Annotated in this window: 20 protein-coding genes; 13 read left to right on the top strand and 7 right to left on the bottom strand. The window is 72.8% G+C overall.

Annotation, left to right across the window (positions count from 1 at the left end; translation table 11 throughout):
- Positions 1 to 19 precede the first annotated feature (19 nt).
- The 4 genes from AC1DDU_RS18050 to AC1DDU_RS18035 form a co-directional block, all read right to left on the bottom strand.
- Entirely contained in the window at positions 20 to 313 is a 294-nt protein-coding gene (locus AC1DDU_RS18050; RefSeq protein WP_477436521.1) for an SHOCT domain-containing protein, read from the bottom strand.
- A 125-nt stretch (positions 314 to 438) separates the two neighbouring features.
- Positions 439 to 1101, bottom strand: a complete 663-nt coding sequence (locus AC1DDU_RS18045; protein WP_477436520.1) for a response regulator — start codon at positions 1099 to 1101, stop codon at positions 439 to 441.
- Positions 1098 to 2309 carry a sensor histidine kinase gene (locus tag AC1DDU_RS18040; protein WP_477436518.1) on the bottom strand — a complete coding sequence of 404 codons (1212 nt, stop codon included), beginning with the start codon at positions 2307 to 2309 and terminating at the stop codon, positions 1098 to 1100. The genes AC1DDU_RS18045 and AC1DDU_RS18040 overlap by 4 nt, the downstream gene beginning before the upstream one ends.
- Before the next feature lie 86 nt (positions 2310 to 2395).
- Positions 2396 to 3304, bottom strand: a complete 909-nt coding sequence (locus tag AC1DDU_RS18035; protein ID WP_477436886.1) for a 5'-3' exonuclease — start codon at positions 3302 to 3304, stop codon at positions 2396 to 2398.
- Between the two features lie 187 nt (positions 3305 to 3491).
- On the opposite strand from AC1DDU_RS18035, the gene AC1DDU_RS18030 reads away from it, so the two are divergent.
- Genes AC1DDU_RS18030 through AC1DDU_RS18015 form a run of 4 tightly spaced genes read left to right on the top strand, consistent with a single transcriptional unit; the run spans position 3492 to position 7841 of the window.
- On the top strand, positions 3492 to 4403 hold the full coding sequence (locus tag AC1DDU_RS18030) for a hypothetical protein (RefSeq protein ID WP_477436516.1): 912 nt from the start codon (positions 3492 to 3494) through the stop codon (positions 4401 to 4403).
- Positions 4400 to 5614, top strand: coding sequence for a cytidylyltransferase domain-containing protein (locus tag AC1DDU_RS18025; RefSeq protein ID WP_477436514.1), 1215 nt, complete (start codon positions 4400 to 4402; stop codon positions 5612 to 5614). Before AC1DDU_RS18030 ends, AC1DDU_RS18025 begins: the two co-directional genes overlap by 4 nt.
- Entirely contained in the window at positions 5611 to 6483 is an 873-nt protein-coding gene (locus tag AC1DDU_RS18020) for an N-acetylneuraminate synthase family protein (protein WP_477436512.1), read from the top strand. The genes AC1DDU_RS18025 and AC1DDU_RS18020 overlap by 4 nt, the downstream gene beginning before the upstream one ends.
- Positions 6480 to 7841 carry a DUF6716 putative glycosyltransferase gene (locus AC1DDU_RS18015; protein ID WP_477436510.1) on the top strand — a complete coding sequence of 454 codons (1362 nt, stop codon included), beginning with the start codon at positions 6480 to 6482 and terminating at the stop codon, positions 7839 to 7841. Before AC1DDU_RS18020 ends, AC1DDU_RS18015 begins: the two co-directional genes overlap by 4 nt.
- Here AC1DDU_RS18015 and AC1DDU_RS18010 read toward each other — a convergent pair.
- Together AC1DDU_RS18010 and AC1DDU_RS18005 are read right to left on the bottom strand one after the other, a co-directional pair.
- The gene (locus AC1DDU_RS18010; RefSeq protein WP_477436508.1) at positions 7760 to 8386 is read right to left on the bottom strand and encodes a hypothetical protein; all 627 of its coding nucleotides are present in this window, start codon (positions 8384 to 8386) and stop codon (positions 7760 to 7762) included. The genes AC1DDU_RS18015 and AC1DDU_RS18010 overlap by 82 nt on opposite strands.
- A gap of 131 nt (positions 8387 to 8517) precedes the next feature.
- Positions 8518 to 9201, bottom strand: a complete 684-nt coding sequence (locus tag AC1DDU_RS18005) for a hypothetical protein (protein ID WP_477436506.1) — start codon at positions 9199 to 9201, stop codon at positions 8518 to 8520.
- 324 nt (positions 9202 to 9525) lie between these two features.
- On the opposite strand from AC1DDU_RS18005, the gene AC1DDU_RS18000 reads away from it, so the two are divergent.
- The 6 genes from AC1DDU_RS18000 to AC1DDU_RS17975 are packed head-to-tail and all read left to right on the top strand — an operon-like array spanning position 9526 to position 13250.
- Positions 9526 to 9738: a hypothetical protein gene (locus tag AC1DDU_RS18000; RefSeq protein WP_477436504.1), complete on the top strand. Its 213-nt coding sequence runs from the start codon at positions 9526 to 9528 to the stop codon at positions 9736 to 9738.
- Between the two features lie 49 nt (positions 9739 to 9787).
- A complete protein-coding gene (locus AC1DDU_RS17995; RefSeq protein WP_477436503.1) occupies positions 9788 to 10153 on the top strand; it encodes a TraR/DksA family transcriptional regulator in 366 nt (121 codons plus the stop codon).
- A gap of 1 nt (position 10154) precedes the next feature.
- The gene (locus tag AC1DDU_RS17990) at positions 10155 to 10595 is read left to right on the top strand and encodes a YchJ family protein (protein WP_477436501.1); all 441 of its coding nucleotides are present in this window, start codon (positions 10155 to 10157) and stop codon (positions 10593 to 10595) included.
- 40 nt (positions 10596 to 10635) lie between these two features.
- A complete protein-coding gene (locus AC1DDU_RS17985) occupies positions 10636 to 11412 on the top strand; it encodes an isocitrate lyase/PEP mutase family protein (protein ID WP_477436499.1) in 777 nt (258 codons plus the stop codon).
- Between the two features lie 51 nt (positions 11413 to 11463).
- The gene (locus AC1DDU_RS17980; protein ID WP_477436497.1) at positions 11464 to 12558 is read left to right on the top strand and encodes an NAD(P)-binding domain-containing protein; all 1095 of its coding nucleotides are present in this window, start codon (positions 11464 to 11466) and stop codon (positions 12556 to 12558) included.
- A 47-nt stretch (positions 12559 to 12605) separates the two neighbouring features.
- Positions 12606 to 13250 (top strand): SDR family oxidoreductase, encoded by a 645-nt coding sequence (locus AC1DDU_RS17975; protein ID WP_477436495.1) that lies wholly within the window; start codon positions 12606 to 12608, stop codon positions 13248 to 13250.
- Position 13251: 1 nt separating this feature from the next.
- On the opposite strand, the gene AC1DDU_RS17970 is transcribed toward AC1DDU_RS17975, so the two are convergent.
- Positions 13252 to 13545, bottom strand: a complete 294-nt coding sequence (locus AC1DDU_RS17970) for a DUF503 domain-containing protein (protein ID WP_477436493.1) — start codon at positions 13543 to 13545, stop codon at positions 13252 to 13254.
- 41 nt (positions 13546 to 13586) lie between these two features.
- On the opposite strand from AC1DDU_RS17970, the gene AC1DDU_RS17965 reads away from it, so the two are divergent.
- The 3 genes from AC1DDU_RS17965 (at position 13587) to AC1DDU_RS17955 (ending at position 15648) form a co-directional block, all read left to right on the top strand.
- The gene (locus AC1DDU_RS17965) at positions 13587 to 14636 is read left to right on the top strand and encodes a zinc-dependent alcohol dehydrogenase family protein (protein WP_477436491.1); all 1050 of its coding nucleotides are present in this window, start codon (positions 13587 to 13589) and stop codon (positions 14634 to 14636) included.
- Between the two features lie 77 nt (positions 14637 to 14713).
- On the top strand, positions 14714 to 14881 hold the full coding sequence (locus AC1DDU_RS17960) for a hypothetical protein (RefSeq protein ID WP_477436490.1): 168 nt from the start codon (positions 14714 to 14716) through the stop codon (positions 14879 to 14881).
- A 2-nt stretch (positions 14882 to 14883) separates the two neighbouring features.
- Complete coding sequence (locus AC1DDU_RS17955; protein ID WP_477436488.1) at positions 14884 to 15648, top strand: PH domain-containing protein; 765 nt, start codon at positions 14884 to 14886, stop codon at positions 15646 to 15648.
- Positions 15649 to 15890 lie beyond the last annotated feature (242 nt).

Here is a 15890-nt window from a genome sequence, read left to right as displayed (position 1 = left end):
GGCCCGCGTCCGGGCCGGCTCACTGGGCGGCGTTCGCCCGGAGCACCTCGAGTCGGGCGCGGTACTCGGTCTCGTCGATGTCGCCCTTCGCGTACCGCTCGGCGAGGGTGACCTCGGCCTGACGGGCGGGGTTGCGCCCGTAGGGTCCGTAGCCGCCGTCCGCGGCCGCGCGGCGCCAGCGCCGTCCGAAGACGGCGAACAGCGTCACGAACAGGGCGATCCAGAACAGCGGGATCAGCAGGAACCACCAGCCGAAGCCCCATGGGCCGACGACATGGGTGGCCACGATCCCCGTGGCGAGTGCAGTGGACATGCGGAATCCTCTCTCGGTCCGATCGCGCCGGGATGGCCGATCGGATGCCTCGAGTCAACGCGCGCGGCGGCATCCGCGAATCCGCCCGGCGGAGCGATCTCGGCTGCTCTCCCCGGAGTAGGCGGCTATGGCTGCTCGCTGCCGACGAGGCCCGATTCGTAGGCGATGATCACGAGCCGCACGCGGTCGCGCGCGTACAGCTTCTGCATGATGCGCGACACGTGGGTCTTCGCGGTGAGCGGCGACAGGTGCAGCCGGCTGCCGATCTCCTCGTTGGTGAGACCCTCGGCGACCAGTCGGAGCACGTCGACCTCGCGTTCGGTGAGCGTCTCGATCAGGCGCGGGTCGGGCACCTGACGCAGTCCCGCGGCCGCGCGGTCGAGGAGAGTGCGCGTGACGCCGGGCGACAGCAGCGCGTCGCCCGCGGCCACGGCGCGCACCGCGCGGATGAGGTCGGCGGGCTCGGTGTCCTTCACGAGGAATCCGCTGGCGCCGGCGAGCACGGCGCGGATCACGTACTCGTCGAGCTCGAACGTGGTGACGATCACGACGCGCGTGCCCGACAGTGCCGGGTCGGCGGCGATCTGCTCGGCGGCCCACAGTCCGTCGCCGTCGGGCATGCGGATGTCGACGAGGGCGACGTCGACGGGGGTCGCGCGCAGCGCGGTCAGCAGCTCCTGTCCGCCGGAGGCCTCGGCGACCACCTCGATGCCGGGCTCGGAGTCCAGCAGCGCCCGGAACCCCGCGCGCACCAGCAGGTGGTCGTCCGCCAGCGCGACGCGGATCATGCCGCCCCCGCCCATGGCAGCCGTGCCACCACCGCGGTGCCGCTCACGCCGCTGTCGACCGTGAGTCGGCCGCCGGCGAGCTCGGCCCGCTCGCGCATGCCGCGCAGCCCGCCCCGCTCGGTCGCGCCGGAGGGGATGCCGGCGCCGTCGTCGGCGATCGTGACCACGAGGTCGGACTCCTCGTGCGCGACGGTCACGACGGCGTGCGACGCCGCGGAGTGGCGCACGACGTTCGTGAGGGCCTCCTGCGCGATACGGTAGGCGGTCGTCTGCACCGCGCTCGGCGGCACCTCATCGGCCAGCCGGTCCTCGAGATCGACGGTGAGCCCCAGCCCCGACCTGCCGGCGATGAGCCCGGGCAGCTGGGCGAGCTGCGGCTGGGGGGTCAGCGGCGCGGTGTCGGGCGCGCCGACCTCGTCGCCGCGCAGGAACGCCAGCACGCCGCGCACCTCGTCGAGGCCGGTCGCGCTGAGCGATCGGATGTTCGCGAGCGCCTCGCGCGCCCGCTCCGGCTCGCGGTCGAACAGGTGCAGACCGACACCCGACTGCACCGCGATCTGGCTGAGCGAGTGGGCGAGCACGTCGTGCAGCTCGCGGGCGATGCGGGTGCGCTCGTCCTGCTCCGCGGCCCGCCGGCGGGCCACCAGCTGCGTGCGTCGCTGCTCGGCGGCGTGCACCCGGGCGCGGATCCCCTCGCCGATGACGAAGCACAGCGCGAGGCCGACGGTGGCGACGGCGACGCGGGCGGGATGCCATGCCACCCCGGCGAATTCGCCCCCGGCGACCACCGCGAGCCACGCCGCTCCGACGGCGACGAGCGCCCACGTCCGGGCGCCGCGCACGACGGCCCCGATGATCGCGAACACGAGGGCGATCGGGGGCGGGCCGGCGATCGGCGGCACGAACAGGTCGATCGCGGCGAGCGCGGCGACGGCGGCGACAGTCGGGCCGGGCAGGCGCCGGGCAGCGAGAAGACACAGTGCGGATGCCACTCCCAGCGCCAGGCTCGTGAGCGTCGCGGGGAGCGGGACGCGCTGCCACCACGCCAGCCCGATTGTGCCCGCGACCTGCACCACGAGCGAGACGAACACGGGGACGAGCAGCACGACCGCGGGCGGCGGACGGAAGCGCGCCGTGGCGTCGTCGCCGGACGTCGAGTGCCGCATCGGCACGCCGCCGCCCGAGTCGTGTCGCGCGGGCCCGGGCATGCGGTCGATGCTACGCCGCGTCCGACTGTGAGGAGTCTGACCACGGGAGCCGTGCGCGTACTCCCGTGGGAGTACGCGCACGCGGCTCAGACCGCGTCGAGGGCGTCGACGATGCGGGTCATCGCGGCGCCGAGGGCCCACTTCTCGGCCAGCGCCATCGCCTCCGCCTTCGCGGCGGCGTCCAGCGGCTGCAGCCGCGGGTCGGGGACGGTCAGCGGCAGGTCGCGCACGACGGCGACCACCTTCGGCGCCACCGACAGGTAGGGGAGACCGGCGAGGACCTTGGCCCGGACACCCGCCGACATCCCCTCACCTGCTTCGGCCGCCGCGATGATCCCTTCGAGGTCGCCGTGGGTCGCCAGGAGACCGGCCGCGGTCTTCTCGCCGATGCCGGCGACGCCCGGGAGGCCGTCAGACGAGTCGCCGCGCAGCGTCGCGAAGTCGGCGTACTGCGAGGGCAGCACTCCGTACTTGGCGACGACCGCGGCATCGGTGAGCACCTCGAGGTTGCTCATGCCGCGCGCCGTGTAGACCACACGTGCGTCGCGGGCGTCATCGACGAGCTGGAACAGGTCCCGGTCGCCGGTGACGATGTCCACCGGCATGGTCGCGGTGGTGGCGAGCGTGCCGATCACGTCGTCGGCCTCGTGCTCGGCAGCGCCGACGATGCGGATGCCGAGGGCGCCGAGCACGTCGCGGATCACCGGGACCTGCACCTCGAGCGGGTCGGGCACCTCTTCGACGTCGGGACCGGCGGCGACCACCTCGGCGACGCGATGCGTCTTGTACGTGGGGATCAGGTCGACCCGCCACTGCGGTCGCCAGTCGTCGTCCCAGCACGCCACGAGGTGCGTCGGGCGATACGTCGTCACGAGCCTCGTGATGATGTCGAGGAAGCCGCGCACCGCGTTCACGGGCGTCCCGTCCGGCGCGCGGACGGTGTCGGGCACCCCGTAGAACGCACGGAAGTACAGCGAGGCGGAGTCGAGCAGCATCAGACGGTCGTCGGTCACGCGTTCATCCTGGCACGCGGGTGCGACGCGGCATCCCGACATCGTTCGCGGGACGGTGCAACGAGGACACCCGGCGTTCACCTGCCGGACCGTCGGAGGTCGCCCTGGCGCACCCGTCGCGTTCACATCCCGCGCGCACCGTGGACGGACGGCTGGCAGAGGAGGCGTCATGGGTCGTGAGGATGTGCTGGCGTGGGTCGAGTCCCCGCTGCAGCTCGTCGGCGCCGCCGAGTGGGCAGCCGCCCACTCCGCCGTCGTGCCCGTCGCGGGCCGCCTGACGCCGCAGATCTCCGCGACCGCAGACGAGCTGCTCGCGCGCGGCGCGCGTTTCGGCGACCTGGAGCCGTATCTCGGCATCCCGTGGAACCTGCTGGCACGCCACGGCCACTGGCTCGTCGGCGACGGGTTCTCGGGGCAGTTCCGTCTGGCCGCGGCGGTGCTGCGCCCGCACCGCGTGACGTTCCTGGACGACGGCGCGCACGCGATCGCGTACGCCGACACGCTCCTCGGACGTCGCCCGTACGCACGGCCGAACGTTGCGGAACGCGGTCTCACCACCGTCGTCGCCCCGTTCGCGGCAGAGCTCGTGCACCGTCGCGCCGGCGCGCGCCGCGCCGGGATGTTCACCGCCTTCGACCTCGGCGCCGACCGGCTGGACGCGCTCGGCGACCTCGGCTACGGCATCCGTCGGCACGACTTCTCCTGGACCCGCGCGACGGCGCCCGCCGCGGCGGACCTCGGACCCCGCATCGTGCTGGGCAGCGCCCTGCCGGTCGACGGACGCATGATGCTCATCGACTATCTGCAGTGGGTGAGGGATGCCTCCGCCGACGCGGCCGTCTATCTCCCGCATCGCCGGGAGACGGCCGAGCAGCTGGACGCGGTCGCGACGCTGCCGGGTGTGCGCATCCGCGAGACCGGCCTGCCGGTCGAGCTCGTGCTCGCCGGCGCGCGGGAACCGCTCGAGGTGCACACGCTGCCCTCGAGCACGGCGACCACGCTGCCGCTCGTGCTGGCGGGGACCGGCTCCGTGGTGCGGGCCGACCGTGGCCGCCGCACCGCACGGAAGGCCGTGGCATGAGCGAGGTGGTGGCGATCATCCCCGCCCGGGGCGGGTCCAAGGGCGTGGCACGCAAGAACCTGCAGCGCGTGGGCGGCGTGCCGCTGGTCGCACGCGCGGTGGATGCCGCGCGCCGGTGCACCGCGATCGACCGGGTCGTCGTGACGACCGACGACGCCGACATCGCGGCCGTGGCCGCCGAGTGGGGTGCCGAGGTCGTCGAGCGGCCTGCGGACCTGGCAGGGGACCGATCGAGCTCGGAGAGCGCGCTGCTGCATGCGCTCGACGAGCTCGAGCGCCGCGGTGTCGACGTCGGCGTACTGACATTCCTGCAGGCGACCTCGCCGTTCATCGACGTGGGTGCACTCGCCGACGCGATCCACCTCGTACGGTCGCGTCGGCGCGACAGCGTGTTCGCGGCCGTCGAGTCGTACGGGTTCGTGTGGGAGAAGGGCGTCGGCGACGCGGCGGAGGCCGTGAACCACGACGTCGACGTGCGGCCGCGCCGGCAGGACCGCGACCCGCAGTACCTCGAGACGGGCGGGTTCTACGTGATGCGCGCCACCGGCTTCCGCGCCGCCGGCCACCGCTTCTTCGGCAGCGTCGGCATCGCCGAGGTCGCGCCCGCGACCGCGATCGAGATCGACACCCTCGAAGAGCTCGAGATCGCCCGCGCGCTCGCTCCGCTCATCGACCGCACCACGCGCGGCCGGGCCATCGACGCGGACGCGGTCGTCACCGACTTCGACGGCGTGCACACCGACGACACCGTGCACGTCGACCAGAACGGCGTCGAATCGGTGACCGTGAGCCGCTCCGACGGCATGGGAGTGGGGATGCTGCGAGCCGCCGGCATCCCGTTCCTCATCCTCTCGACCGAGGCGAACCCGGTCGTGACGGCCCGCGCACGCAAGCTCGGCGTCGACGTGCGCCAGGCCGCCGCCGACAAGGCCGCGGTGCTGCGCGAATGGGCGGCCGAGCACGGCGTCCCGCTCTCGCGCATCGCCTACCTCGGCAACGACGTCAACGACCTCGCGTGCCTCGACCTCGTCGGGTGGCCCGTCGCGGTCCCCGACGCGCATCCTCTCGTCCTCTCCGCCGCCCGGGTCGTGCTCGATCGACCCGGAGGCGCCGGCGCCGTGCGCGACCTCGCCGAGCGGGTGCTCGCCGGCCGCGCTCGAGGGCGGGACGAGGCATCCGATCACCCCACCGCATCACTGGAGGCACCATGACCGTCACCATCGGATCCCGCGTCGTCGGGGGCGGACGGCCCGCGTACGTCATCGCCGAGATCGGCCTGAACCACAACGGCGACGTCGCGCTGGCCAAGCAGCTCATCGACGTGGCCGCCGACGCGGGCGCGGACGCCGTGAAGTTCCAGAAGCGCACGCCCGAGATCGCCACGCCCGAGCACATGCGCGACATCCCGCGCGACACCCCCTGGGGCACGATGACCTACCTCGAGTACCGGCGCCGGGTCGAGTTCGACCGCGACCAGTACATCGAGATCTCCGACCACGCGCTGCTGCGCGGGCTGGAGTGGTTCGCCTCGCCGTGGGATGTGCCCAGCGTCGCGTTCCTCGAGGACCTCGGCGTGGTCGCGCACAAGGTGGCGTCGGCGTCGCTGACCGATGTCGAACTGTTGGAGGCGCTGCGCGACACCGGCAAGCCCGTCATCCTCTCGACCGGCATGTCGACGATCCCGCAGATCGACGCGGCGATCGAGGTGCTGGGCACCGACCGGCTCGTGCTCATGCACGCCACCTCGACGTATCCGATGGAGCCGGAGGAGGCGAACCTCCGCATGATCCCCGCGCTGCGCGACCGCTACCCGGGTGTTCCCGTGGGGTACTCGGGGCACGAGCGGGGCCTGCAGATCTCGCTCGCCGCGGTCGCCCTGGGCGCCGTCGCCGTGGAGCGCCACATCACGCTCGACCGCACGATGTGGGGGTCGGACCACGCCGCATCGCTCGAGCCGACGGGGCTGTCGCACCTGGTGCGCGACATCCGCGTCATCGAGGCGGCCCTCGGCGACGGCGTCAAGCGCGTCTACCCGGGTGAGCTCGCGCCGATGGCGAAGCTGCGCCGCGTGCCCGCGTGAGGCCCGACGGCGCGGCGGGTCGCCGGCCGCGGGTGGTCGCGATCGCCGACACCGATTCCTACGTCAAGTGGGCGGCGGCTCTGCTGGGCAGCATCGGCGATCGATGGGATGCCGCGCTCCTCGTGCTCGACACGCCCCTGGTGGTCAGCGACGCACAGCTGGCCGCGGCGCTCAGCGGCAGCGGTCTGCCGCGCGAGAGAGCGGAGCGGATCGCCCACGGCAGGCTTGCCGAGCGGCTCGGCGAGCTCGGTGCGGACGTCGTCGTGATCGGTGCGCGCGGGCCGCTCGTGCGGGTGCTCGCGCGAGAACTCGCCGCCCTGGATCCGCGTCCGGTGGTGGTGACCGGCCTGCCGGGCATCTCGATCCCCGCGACCCGCAAGGCGGTCGTGTACCGCCTGCAGTGCGACCTGTTCGTGGTGCACTCGCGCCGCGAGGTGCGGGAGTTCGGCGCGCTCTCCGCGCGCACCGGCTACGCGCACCGGTACGCCCTGGCGACGCTGCCTTTCGCGCGGGGCTCGCACGCCGCCGATCCCGGTGGACAGCGCCGGATCGGCGAGACGGGCGGCACCGACCTGGTCTTCGCGACGCAGGCCAAGGTCCCCGCCGAACGCGCCGACCGGTTGCGGATCGCGCGACTGCTCGTGCGCGCGGCGGAGGTGGACCCGTCGCGGCGCGTCGTGGTGAAGCTGCGCGCCGCGGACGGCGAGCACCAGACCCATGCCGAGCAGGACGGCTACCCGGAGCTTCTCGCCTCGCTCGGCCCGCTGCCGCCGAACCTGGTGACCTCGACCGCGCCGATGCGGGCCGCACTCGCGACCGCGCAGGGTCTGGTCACCGTGAGTTCGACCGCCGCGATCGAGGCGATCGCACGCGGCATCCCGGTCATCGCGCTGGACACGTTCGGCGTGTCGGCGAGCCTCATCAACGAGACCCTCGCCGACGCCGACCTGCTCGCGGGGGAGGACGACGTCGTCGCGCGGCGGTTCCGGCATCCGGATCCCGAGTGGCTCGACGACAACTACTTCCATGCCCCGGACGCCGACGACTGGATCGACCACGTCGAGGCGCTCGTGGCGCGACGTGCGATCGGCTCGCTCGCGCCGCGGCCCGCAGTCCGTCGGCGAGGCGGCGCCCTGCGTGACGCGTGGGAACGGAGGGTCGCGCTGGGGCGGGAGGACACCTCCGCCGCCGGCGCCGTCGCCTACCTCATCGGGGTGCCTGCGCGGGCCGTCGTGCGTGCCGCGAAGCGGGCACGGCGCTCGCTCGCCGCCGCCGGTCAGCAACCGGGGCCGGCGGGCGCCTCGTCGCAGGTGCGGTCCACCAGCGCGGTGCGCACCTCGACCACTCGCACGTCGTAGCCCGCCGCCTGCGCACGTACCACTCCGGGCACTGCGCGCCACGAGCCGGTGCCGAAGTCGACGGATGCCGCGTACTCCACGGTCACCGACACCCCGTACGTCCCGCGGGCGCGGTAGGCGTGGCTGGTGACGGTCGGCGTGAACCGGCTCTGCCCGAGGCTCTGCCACGATGCGCCGCCGGTGCTGGACCGTGTCGTCGTGCCGTCGCCGTTGTCGAACACGAACGCGACCGGCACGAACCGCACGGTGACATCCCAGCCCAGGACCGTCCCGGGGATGCGCTGCTCGGATGCCGCCGCCAGCAGGTTCGTCGGCATCCCCACGACGCCGAAGCCGGCAGGCTCTCCCGCGAGCGTCGGCTGCGCCGGGCGGAACGACGCGATGTCGGCGAGCGTGACGTCGGGGAGGCTGACGACGGTGTAGTCGACGCACCGGTTCAGAGGACCGCAGTCCTCGGGAGGAGCTGGGGGAGCGGGGGATTGAAGACTCTCGGGTTGGCGAGTAACGCCATTGGGGTTGTCAGGCGTATCGGGAGATTCATCCACCGCGGCGACGTCCACTTGAGAGTCGTTGGCTGAGGCGCAGGCGGAGACGAAGATTCCTGCTGAGTCGCAGGTGGACTGAGTTGGTACTGGGGAGCCCAGAAGGACCGCCACAAGGGCCACTGCAATCCCACTCAGCATTGGTCACCGTCGGTTGCCGGATCGAGGCTGGCGATCAAGAGGGCTGTAGGGCTCGACCCGCTGACGAAAGTGACTTGGAGAGCCTGGACAGGAGGTCGATCGCGTGCGACCACTGAGGCGCCGGTCGAATCGAGCACGTCGACGGACGAAATGTCCAAGCAGGTGTTTGCGACCACGCGGGCGACTGGCGAGAGATCGATCGTTTGGGCGTCGATCGAGGCAATGCTGGCCGCTCCGATCTTCGTGTAGCCGTCTGCATGCCAGGTCGAGTACGACTTCCTGTCCGACGCATTGAGATCCCCGGTCGTGAGGTCGTACACCGCCTCGAACGTCTCGGGATCGCCCAGGTCCACCTCGTTCAGTGCGTCCACGTACGCGCGATACGTCGCCTCGGCGGCGGCGAAGGCCTCCTCGTCGCTGGCGAAGGCGGGGGTCGGCGTCGGAGTGGGCGGCGGAGTCGTGCAGCCTGCGAGCGACAGCATCACCGCGGCGCCGAGCGCCACTGCCGCGATCCGTGCTCTCACGGTCACCACGGTAATGCGCGGCATCGGCGCGCCGGCCGAGTTATCCACAGTCTGCAGGGTGCAGAAGCCGGCGATCGCGTCCGGGGGTTTCGGATCGCCGGCTTCGGGGCGGGTCGTGGTGCGACCGCCCTCGCGCCACGGGGGGGTCGGCACGAGAGGGTCGCCATGACGCTCGCCATCGGGGGGCGTCCAGCGGGCCGGGCCGGGGTCCCGGCCTGCGGACGTGCCCTCAGGTTCACACCGAGACCTGGGAGAACGCTACGGTCCGGCCTCGTGTCGCCTCGATGCTCGCCGTGCAGAGGCTGGACTGCCATCATGACGGCATGGTCATCGCCCAGCGTCTTGCCGTGGTTGTCCTCGCCGCCTCGCTCGCCGTGCTCGCGGGGTGCGCCGCGCCGTCGCCGGTGGTCGCGCCGGTGACGCGCGACGTCGGGTCGCTGCAGGGGGAGACGATCGCGCTGCAGGTCGGCCAGGTGCTTGAACATCGACACCGGGGATCTCGCGGTCGACAGCTACAGCGGCGAGGTCGCCGACCCGTCGGTCGCCACCTTCACGCCGGGGCGCGAGGACGGCGGCGCGACGTTCGACCCGGGCGTCGAAGGGAAGGCCGAGGGCACCACCGAGGTCGTGCTCTCCAACTCCGACGGCGGCATCCAGGACGTCACGTTCACCGTGGAGGTCACGGGCTGATCCGGCACGGCGCCGCCGCGCAGTCGGCATCCGGGCGTAGTCTCGTGCGATGACCTCCGCCGCGAGCAGAGCCGAGCTGCGCGGGCTCCTCGATGAGCTGCACGATGCCGCCGCCGCGCGCATCGCCACCATCGATGAGACGCTCGCCGAATTGCGCGCCGATCGGGGTGCCGACGTCGCCGACGACGAGCACGACCCCGAGGGCGTGACGCTGTCGGGGGAGTGGGCGCGCGCCGTGGCGCTGGAAGAGGCGGCGCGGCGCGAGATCGGCGAGATCGACGAGGCCGTCAAGCGCTGGGAGGCGGGCACGTACGGCGTGTGCGTGGACTGCGGTCGCGGCATCCCGATCGCCCGCCTGCGGGTGCGGCCCTTCGCGACGCGCTGCGTGTCGTGCGCCGAGAAGGCGGGCGCCTGACGTGTCGTTCGGTGCGGCCGCGTCGAACGCGTCCGCCGGCGGGTTCGCGCGGGTCGCCGACGACGATCCGTGTCCGTGCGGCAGCGGGGACCGCTTCGGCGGATGCTGCGCCCCGGCGCTGCGCGGAACCCCGGCGCCGACGGCCGAACGGCTGATGCGGTCGCGCTACACCGCGTTCGTGGTCGGCGATGAGCGGTACCTCGCCGAGACCTGGCATCCGGGCACGCGCCCCGACGACCTGACGCTCGATCCAGCCCAGCGGTGGGCGGGTCTGGAGATCGTCGACGTCGAGGCCGGCGCCGACGGCGATGCGCGCGGCGAGGTGGAGTTCCGCGCCTCGTGGCGCTGGGGCCGCGATCGCGGCGTGCTGCACGAGCGGAGCCGCTTCGTGCGGCAGAGCGGCCGCTGGTGGTACCTGGACGGACGCATCGACCCGGATTGATCGGCCCTGCGCACCTCGGTGCGCCGATAGCGTGACATGCATGACCACGCAGGCTGAGAAAGCACAGACCCTCGCGCGACTGCACGCCGCGCCCGAGATCCTCCGCGTCGTGAACGTGTGGGATGCCGTGTCCGCACGCGCGATCGCCGCCCTTCCCGAGACGCGCGCCATCGCCACGGCGGGCCACTCGATCGCCGCGTCGTTCGGGTACCCCGACGGCGGCATCCCCCTCGACATCGCCCTGGACATGATCGGCCGTATCGTCGAGGCGTCGGGGGACCTGCCGGTCAGCGCCGACCTGGACGCCGGCTACGACGATGCCGGCGAGACCGTCCGTCGGGCGATCGGCGTCGGAGTCGTCGGCGCCAACATCGAGGACCGCCTGCGTCCGCTCGACGAGGCCGTCGCCGTGGTCGAGGCGGTCGTCGCCGCCGGCGCGGCGGAGGGCGTGCCCTTCGTGCTGAACGCGCGCACCGACGCGTTCGTGCGCGCGGGCGACCGGCCGCTCGACGAGTCGATCGCCGATGCGGTCGAGCGCGGGCGCGCCTACCTCGCCGCCGGAGCCGACCTCGTCTTCGTGCCGGGCATCCTGAACGCCGACATCACCCGTCGCCTGGTGGACGGCATCGGCGAGCGCAAGATCAGCGTCATCGGGCTGCCGGGCGCACTGACCGCCGCGGAGTACGAGGCGCTGGGCGTCGCGCGGGTCTCGTACGGCCCGATGCCGCAGCGGGTCGCCTTGACCGCGCTGCAGGACGTGGCAGCCGACCTCTACCGCGACGGAGCGATCCCGCGTTCCACGCGCAGCCTCAACTGAGCCGCACCGGCCCGCGGGAATCACCGCGGGCCGGCGGCTGTTGAGGCCGGCATGGAACCCGCACCCGTCGACGTCGTCGTGATCGGCGCCGGGCAGGCGGGTCTGTCGGCGGCCTACCACCTGCAGCGGCGAGGCTTCGTGCCGCTGGCCCGCGCGGCGGCCGGCGACGAGACGTTCGTCGTGCTCGACGCGAACGACCGGCCCGGCGGCGCCTGGCAGCACCGCTGGACGTCGCTGCGCATGGTGACGGTCAACGGCATCCACGAGCTGCCGGGGTATGCGGTGCCGGCGGCGGATCCGGGCGCGGCCAGCCGCGACATCCTTCCGTCCTACTTCGCCGCGTACGAGGAGCGCTTCGCGCTCGACGTGCTGCGTCCGGTCAAGGTCACGGCGGTGCGCCGCGCAGACGACGAGCCCGACGGGCGGCTCGTCGTCCACAGCGATCGCGGCGAGTGGGCCGCACGCTTCGTCATCAACGCGACCGGCACGTGGACCCGGCCGTTCTGGCCGCGCTACCCGGGGCAGGAACGGTTCCGCGGCCGGCAGCTCCACGTGGCCGACTACGTCTCCGCCGACGAGTTCCGCGGTCAGCGCGTCGTCGTCGTCGGCGCCGGGGTGTCGGCGGTGCAGCTGCTCGACGAGATCTCGCACGTGGCCGACACGTTCTGGGTGACCCGGCGCGAGCCGGAGTGGATCGAGGACGACTTCGACATCCCGGCACGGGTGGCCGCGATCGCTGGCGTCGAGGACCGCGTCCGCCGCGGCCTGCCACCGGGCAGCGTGATCTCGGTCACCGGGATGCACTGGACGCCGTGGGCGCGCGCGGCGCAGCAGCGCGGGGTGCTGGTGCGGCATCCGATGTTCGCCTCGATCGAGGAGGCCGGCGTGCGCATGCCCGACGGATCGTTCGAGCCCGCCGACGTCATCCTCTGGGCGACCGGGTTCCGCCCCGCGCTCGACCACCTCTCACCCCTGCGCCTGCGGACGCCCGAGGGCGGGTTCCGCGTCGAGAACGGGCGGTCGATCGACGAGCCGCGCCTGTTCCTCATCGGCTACGGTCCGTCGCAGTCGACCGTGGGCGCGAACCGGGCGGGCCGTGACGCCGTGCGGGCGATCACCGCCGAGCGCGTCAGCCTGGCGGCCTGACAGCACGGGTGACGCGGCGTAGCGTGGGGGCCGGCGAAGGGAGCACCATGACGCGCATCATGGTCCTCGGAGGGCACGGCAGGGTCGCGCTGCTGCTCGAGCCGCTGCTGGTCGCCGCAGGCCACACCGTCACGGCGGTGATCCGCGATCCCGACCACGAGGCGGAGGTCGCGGCCACGGGCGCGCAGCCGCTGGTCGCCGACGTCGAGACGCTCGACATCGCGCAGCTGACGAACCTCGTCGCCGGCAACGACGTCGTGGTGTGGTCGGCCGGCGCCGGCGGGGGAGACCCCGTGCGCACGTACGCGGTGGATCGTGACGCCGCGATCCGGTCGATGGATGCCGCCGCCGCGGCCGGCGCGCTGCGCTATGTGATGGTGTCGTGGATCGGCTCCCGCGCCGACCACGGCGTCGATCCGAGCAATTCGTTCTTCCCGTACGCCGACGCCAAGTGGGCCGCGGACGCGCACCTCGCGGCCAGCGGGCTGGACTGGACGATCCTCGCGCCCGGCACGCTCACGTTCGACCCGCCGACCGGGCGCATCCAGCTGGATCCGGGCGGACGCGGCGCCGTCGCGCGCGCGGACGTGGCGGCCGTCATCGCCGACGCGATCGCGGACGACACCACCATCGGGCGCACGATCCGCTTCGGCGCGGGAGACGAGCTCATCGGTCACGCGCTGCGCGGCTGATTCAGTCTTCGCTCGAGTGCAGCCCCCGGCGCGCGGAGAGCAGCGTCACCTCGGGGTGCTCGGCGACCAGCCGTTCGGCGCGATCGAGCACGTCCCGCACGTGCGATGATCCCGACGCGACGATGGAGACGCCGATCCGCGCGCGGCGGTGGAGGTCGTGCTCGCCGACCTCCGCGGCCGCCGCCTCGGTGCGTCGGCTCAGTTCGGCGATGAGCGGCCGCAGGATGCTGCGCTTCTCCTTCAGGGAACGCACGTCGCCCAGCAGCAGGTCGAATTCGATCCAGCCGATCCACATGGGCCCATCGTGGCAGGGGCCGGCGGATCTAGGCTCGAGTCATGCTCGCCACCGTCATCCACGCCGCCCGTGACATCCGCGTCGAGAACGTCCCCGATCCGGTGCTCTCCACGGGCGCCGACGCCATCGTGCGCGTCGTCGCCGCGTGCGTGTGCGGCTCCGATCTGTGGCCGTACCGCGGCGTCACCGCGACCCACGAGCCGCACCGCATCGGGCACGAGTTCGTGGGCATCGTGGAGGAGGTCGGACCCGAGGTGCAGGTCGTGCGCCCCGGCGACTTCGTGATCGCCCCGTTCTACGTGTGCGACGGCACCTGCGCGAACTGCCGCAACGGCGTCAGCACCTCCTGCCTCAACGGCGGCTGGTGGGGCAGCGACGACCGTGTCGGGGGTTTCGCCGACGGCGGCCAGGGGGAGCGCGTGCGCGTGCCGCTGGCCGACGGCACCCTCGCCGTCGTTCCGGCGCCGGTGACGGATTCCGAGATCCCGGGTCTGCTGACTCTCAGCGACGTCATGGGCACCGGCCACCACGCCGCGGTCTCGGCGGGCGTCGGTCCCGGCGACACCGTCGCCGTCGTGGGCGACGGAGCGGTGGGCCTGTGCGCGATCATCGCGGCGAAGCGGCTCGGGGCGACGACGATCATCGCGATGTCGCGGCATCCGCAGCGCCAGGCTCTCGCCCGGGACTTCGGCGCGACCCATGTCGTCGAGGAGCGGGGGGATGCCGGCGTCGAGGCGGTCCGGGCCCTCACCGGCGGCATCGGCGCCGACCGCGTGCTGGAGTGCGTCGGCACCAAGGAGTCGATGGATCAGGCCCTGCGCTCGGCGCGTCCGGGCGGGATGGTCGGCTACGTCGGCGTGCCCAACGGCGGACCCGAGCTGCCGGTGCGCCAGATGTTCAACCGGAACGTCGGCGTGAACGGTGGCGTCGCGCCGGTGCGCGGCTACATCGAGGAGCTGCTGCCCGACGTCCGTTCCGGCGCCATCCGACCCGGCCGCGTGTTCGACCTCGAGCTGCCGCTCGCAGAGGCCGCCGAGGCGTACGCTGCGATGGACGAACGACGCGCGATCAAAGTGCTGCTGCGCCCCTGATCCGCGACGCGCCGCGCGCCTGCGCGCGTGCGGGCCTTCGTACGGTAGAACAGCAGAAGTCGAAGGGACCCCGGATCGTGAAGCTCGTCAAGCGCATCGTCGTGGTGCTCGTCATCGCGTTCGCGGCGTTCTACCTCATCACCCGGCCGCAGGATGCGGCCAATGCGGTGCAGGGCGCTGTCGGCGCCGTGTGGGGTGCAGGTGAGGCCGTGGTCAACTTCTTCATGGCTCTCGCTGCGGGCTGAGCATGTTCGATCCGCGGATCGAGAAGCACCTGATCTCCGATCAGGGGGAGCGGGTCGTCGACGAGGTCCGCAAGCACTGGGCCGCTACCGTCTCCGCCGTCCTCGAGCTGTTCGCGGGCGTCGTGGTGCTGCTGCTGGCGTTCTTCGTTCCGGCGCAGGCCTGGTGGGCGCCCGCACTCATCGGCGGCGCGGTCACGCTGCACGCGATCTGGCGGTTCTTCGAGCAGCACATGGACCGTTTCGTGATCACGAACATGCGCGTGTTCCGCGTGCACGGCATCCTTTCGCAGCGCATCGCCACGATGCCGCTCGCCCGCATCCTCGACATCTCGGTGTACAAGCCGGTCATCGGCCGCATCTTCGGATACGGCCATTTCGTCTTCGAATCGGCGGCGCAGGAGCAGGGGCTCCGCGAGATCAAGTACGTCGGCGATCCCGACGAGCGCGGTCTCACGATCCAGCGGGTCATCCAGCAGGCGGGTCTGCGCGGCGCAGCCGGCCGCGGTGACCCCTACGTCGGCGCGGTCCCCGCGCCGGAGGCGCCGGCGACCGTGACGGTGTCCGCCGTCGCGGACGGGAACCAGCCGACCGTGCCGGTGCCCGAGGTGCGTCGTGCGGCCGCGCCGACGTCGGGATGGGATTGGCTCGCCGACGCCCAGCGCCGCGAGGACGAGAGGCTCGCGCAGCTGCGCGGAGAGCAGGCATCCGCCCCTGAACGCTTCGATCCCGACCGCACCAACACCGCCCCGATCGACCTGCCGCGGTGAGCCGCGCGGCCCGCGTCGGAGGCCGATCCGGTGCCCATCGGGAACATCGCAGATGACCCGGGCGTTCTGATACCCTGGAGTGTCACTCGTGTGGCTGTCTCGCCACGCCAGGATGCCGGTTCGCGCCGGTGACCGGATTCCGCAAGGGTCCGAGTGGCATCGATCGAAAAACCGCTTCGCCTCGGCTCGAGGCATCCGTTCGCGCTCTCGCGGCCGGGTGCTGTCGACAGCCACGGCCCGAC

This window comes from Microbacterium sp. 05T445 (assembly GCF_056395865.1).
This window is presented reverse-complemented; position numbering and strand designations above follow the sequence as displayed.

What these genes read in the sequence shown, in the direction of transcription:
- AC1DDU_RS18050 (WP_477436521.1), bottom strand. Translation starts at nt 313, where the DNA reads ATGTCCACTGCACTCGCCACGGGGATCGTGGCCACCCATGTCGTCGGC.
- AC1DDU_RS18045 (WP_477436520.1), bottom strand. Translation starts at nt 1,101, where the DNA reads ATGATCCGCGTCGCGCTGGCGGACGACCACCTGCTGGTGCGCGCGGGG.
- AC1DDU_RS18040 (WP_477436518.1), bottom strand. Translation starts at nt 2,309, where the DNA reads ATGCCCGGGCCCGCGCGACACGACTCGGGCGGCGGCGTGCCGATGCGG.
- AC1DDU_RS18035 (WP_477436886.1), bottom strand. Translation starts at nt 3,304, where the DNA reads ATGCTGCTCGACTCCGCCTCGCTGTACTTCCGTGCGTTCTACGGGGTG.
- AC1DDU_RS18030 (WP_477436516.1), top strand. Translation starts at nt 3,492, where the DNA reads ATGGGTCGTGAGGATGTGCTGGCGTGGGTCGAGTCCCCGCTGCAGCTC.
- AC1DDU_RS18025 (WP_477436514.1), top strand. Translation starts at nt 4,400, where the DNA reads ATGAGCGAGGTGGTGGCGATCATCCCCGCCCGGGGCGGGTCCAAGGGC.
- AC1DDU_RS18020 (WP_477436512.1), top strand. Translation starts at nt 5,611, where the DNA reads ATGACCGTCACCATCGGATCCCGCGTCGTCGGGGGCGGACGGCCCGCG.
- AC1DDU_RS17995 (WP_477436503.1), top strand. Translation starts at nt 9,788, where the DNA reads ATGACCTCCGCCGCGAGCAGAGCCGAGCTGCGCGGGCTCCTCGATGAG.
- AC1DDU_RS17985 (WP_477436499.1), top strand. Translation starts at nt 10,636, where the DNA reads ATGACCACGCAGGCTGAGAAAGCACAGACCCTCGCGCGACTGCACGCC.
- AC1DDU_RS17980 (WP_477436497.1), top strand. Translation starts at nt 11,464, where the DNA reads ATGGAACCCGCACCCGTCGACGTCGTCGTGATCGGCGCCGGGCAGGCG.
- AC1DDU_RS17975 (WP_477436495.1), top strand. Translation starts at nt 12,606, where the DNA reads ATGACGCGCATCATGGTCCTCGGAGGGCACGGCAGGGTCGCGCTGCTG.
- AC1DDU_RS17970 (WP_477436493.1), bottom strand. Translation starts at nt 13,545, where the DNA reads ATGTGGATCGGCTGGATCGAATTCGACCTGCTGCTGGGCGACGTGCGT.
- AC1DDU_RS17965 (WP_477436491.1), top strand. Translation starts at nt 13,587, where the DNA reads ATGCTCGCCACCGTCATCCACGCCGCCCGTGACATCCGCGTCGAGAAC.
- AC1DDU_RS17955 (WP_477436488.1), top strand. Translation starts at nt 14,884, where the DNA reads ATGTTCGATCCGCGGATCGAGAAGCACCTGATCTCCGATCAGGGGGAG.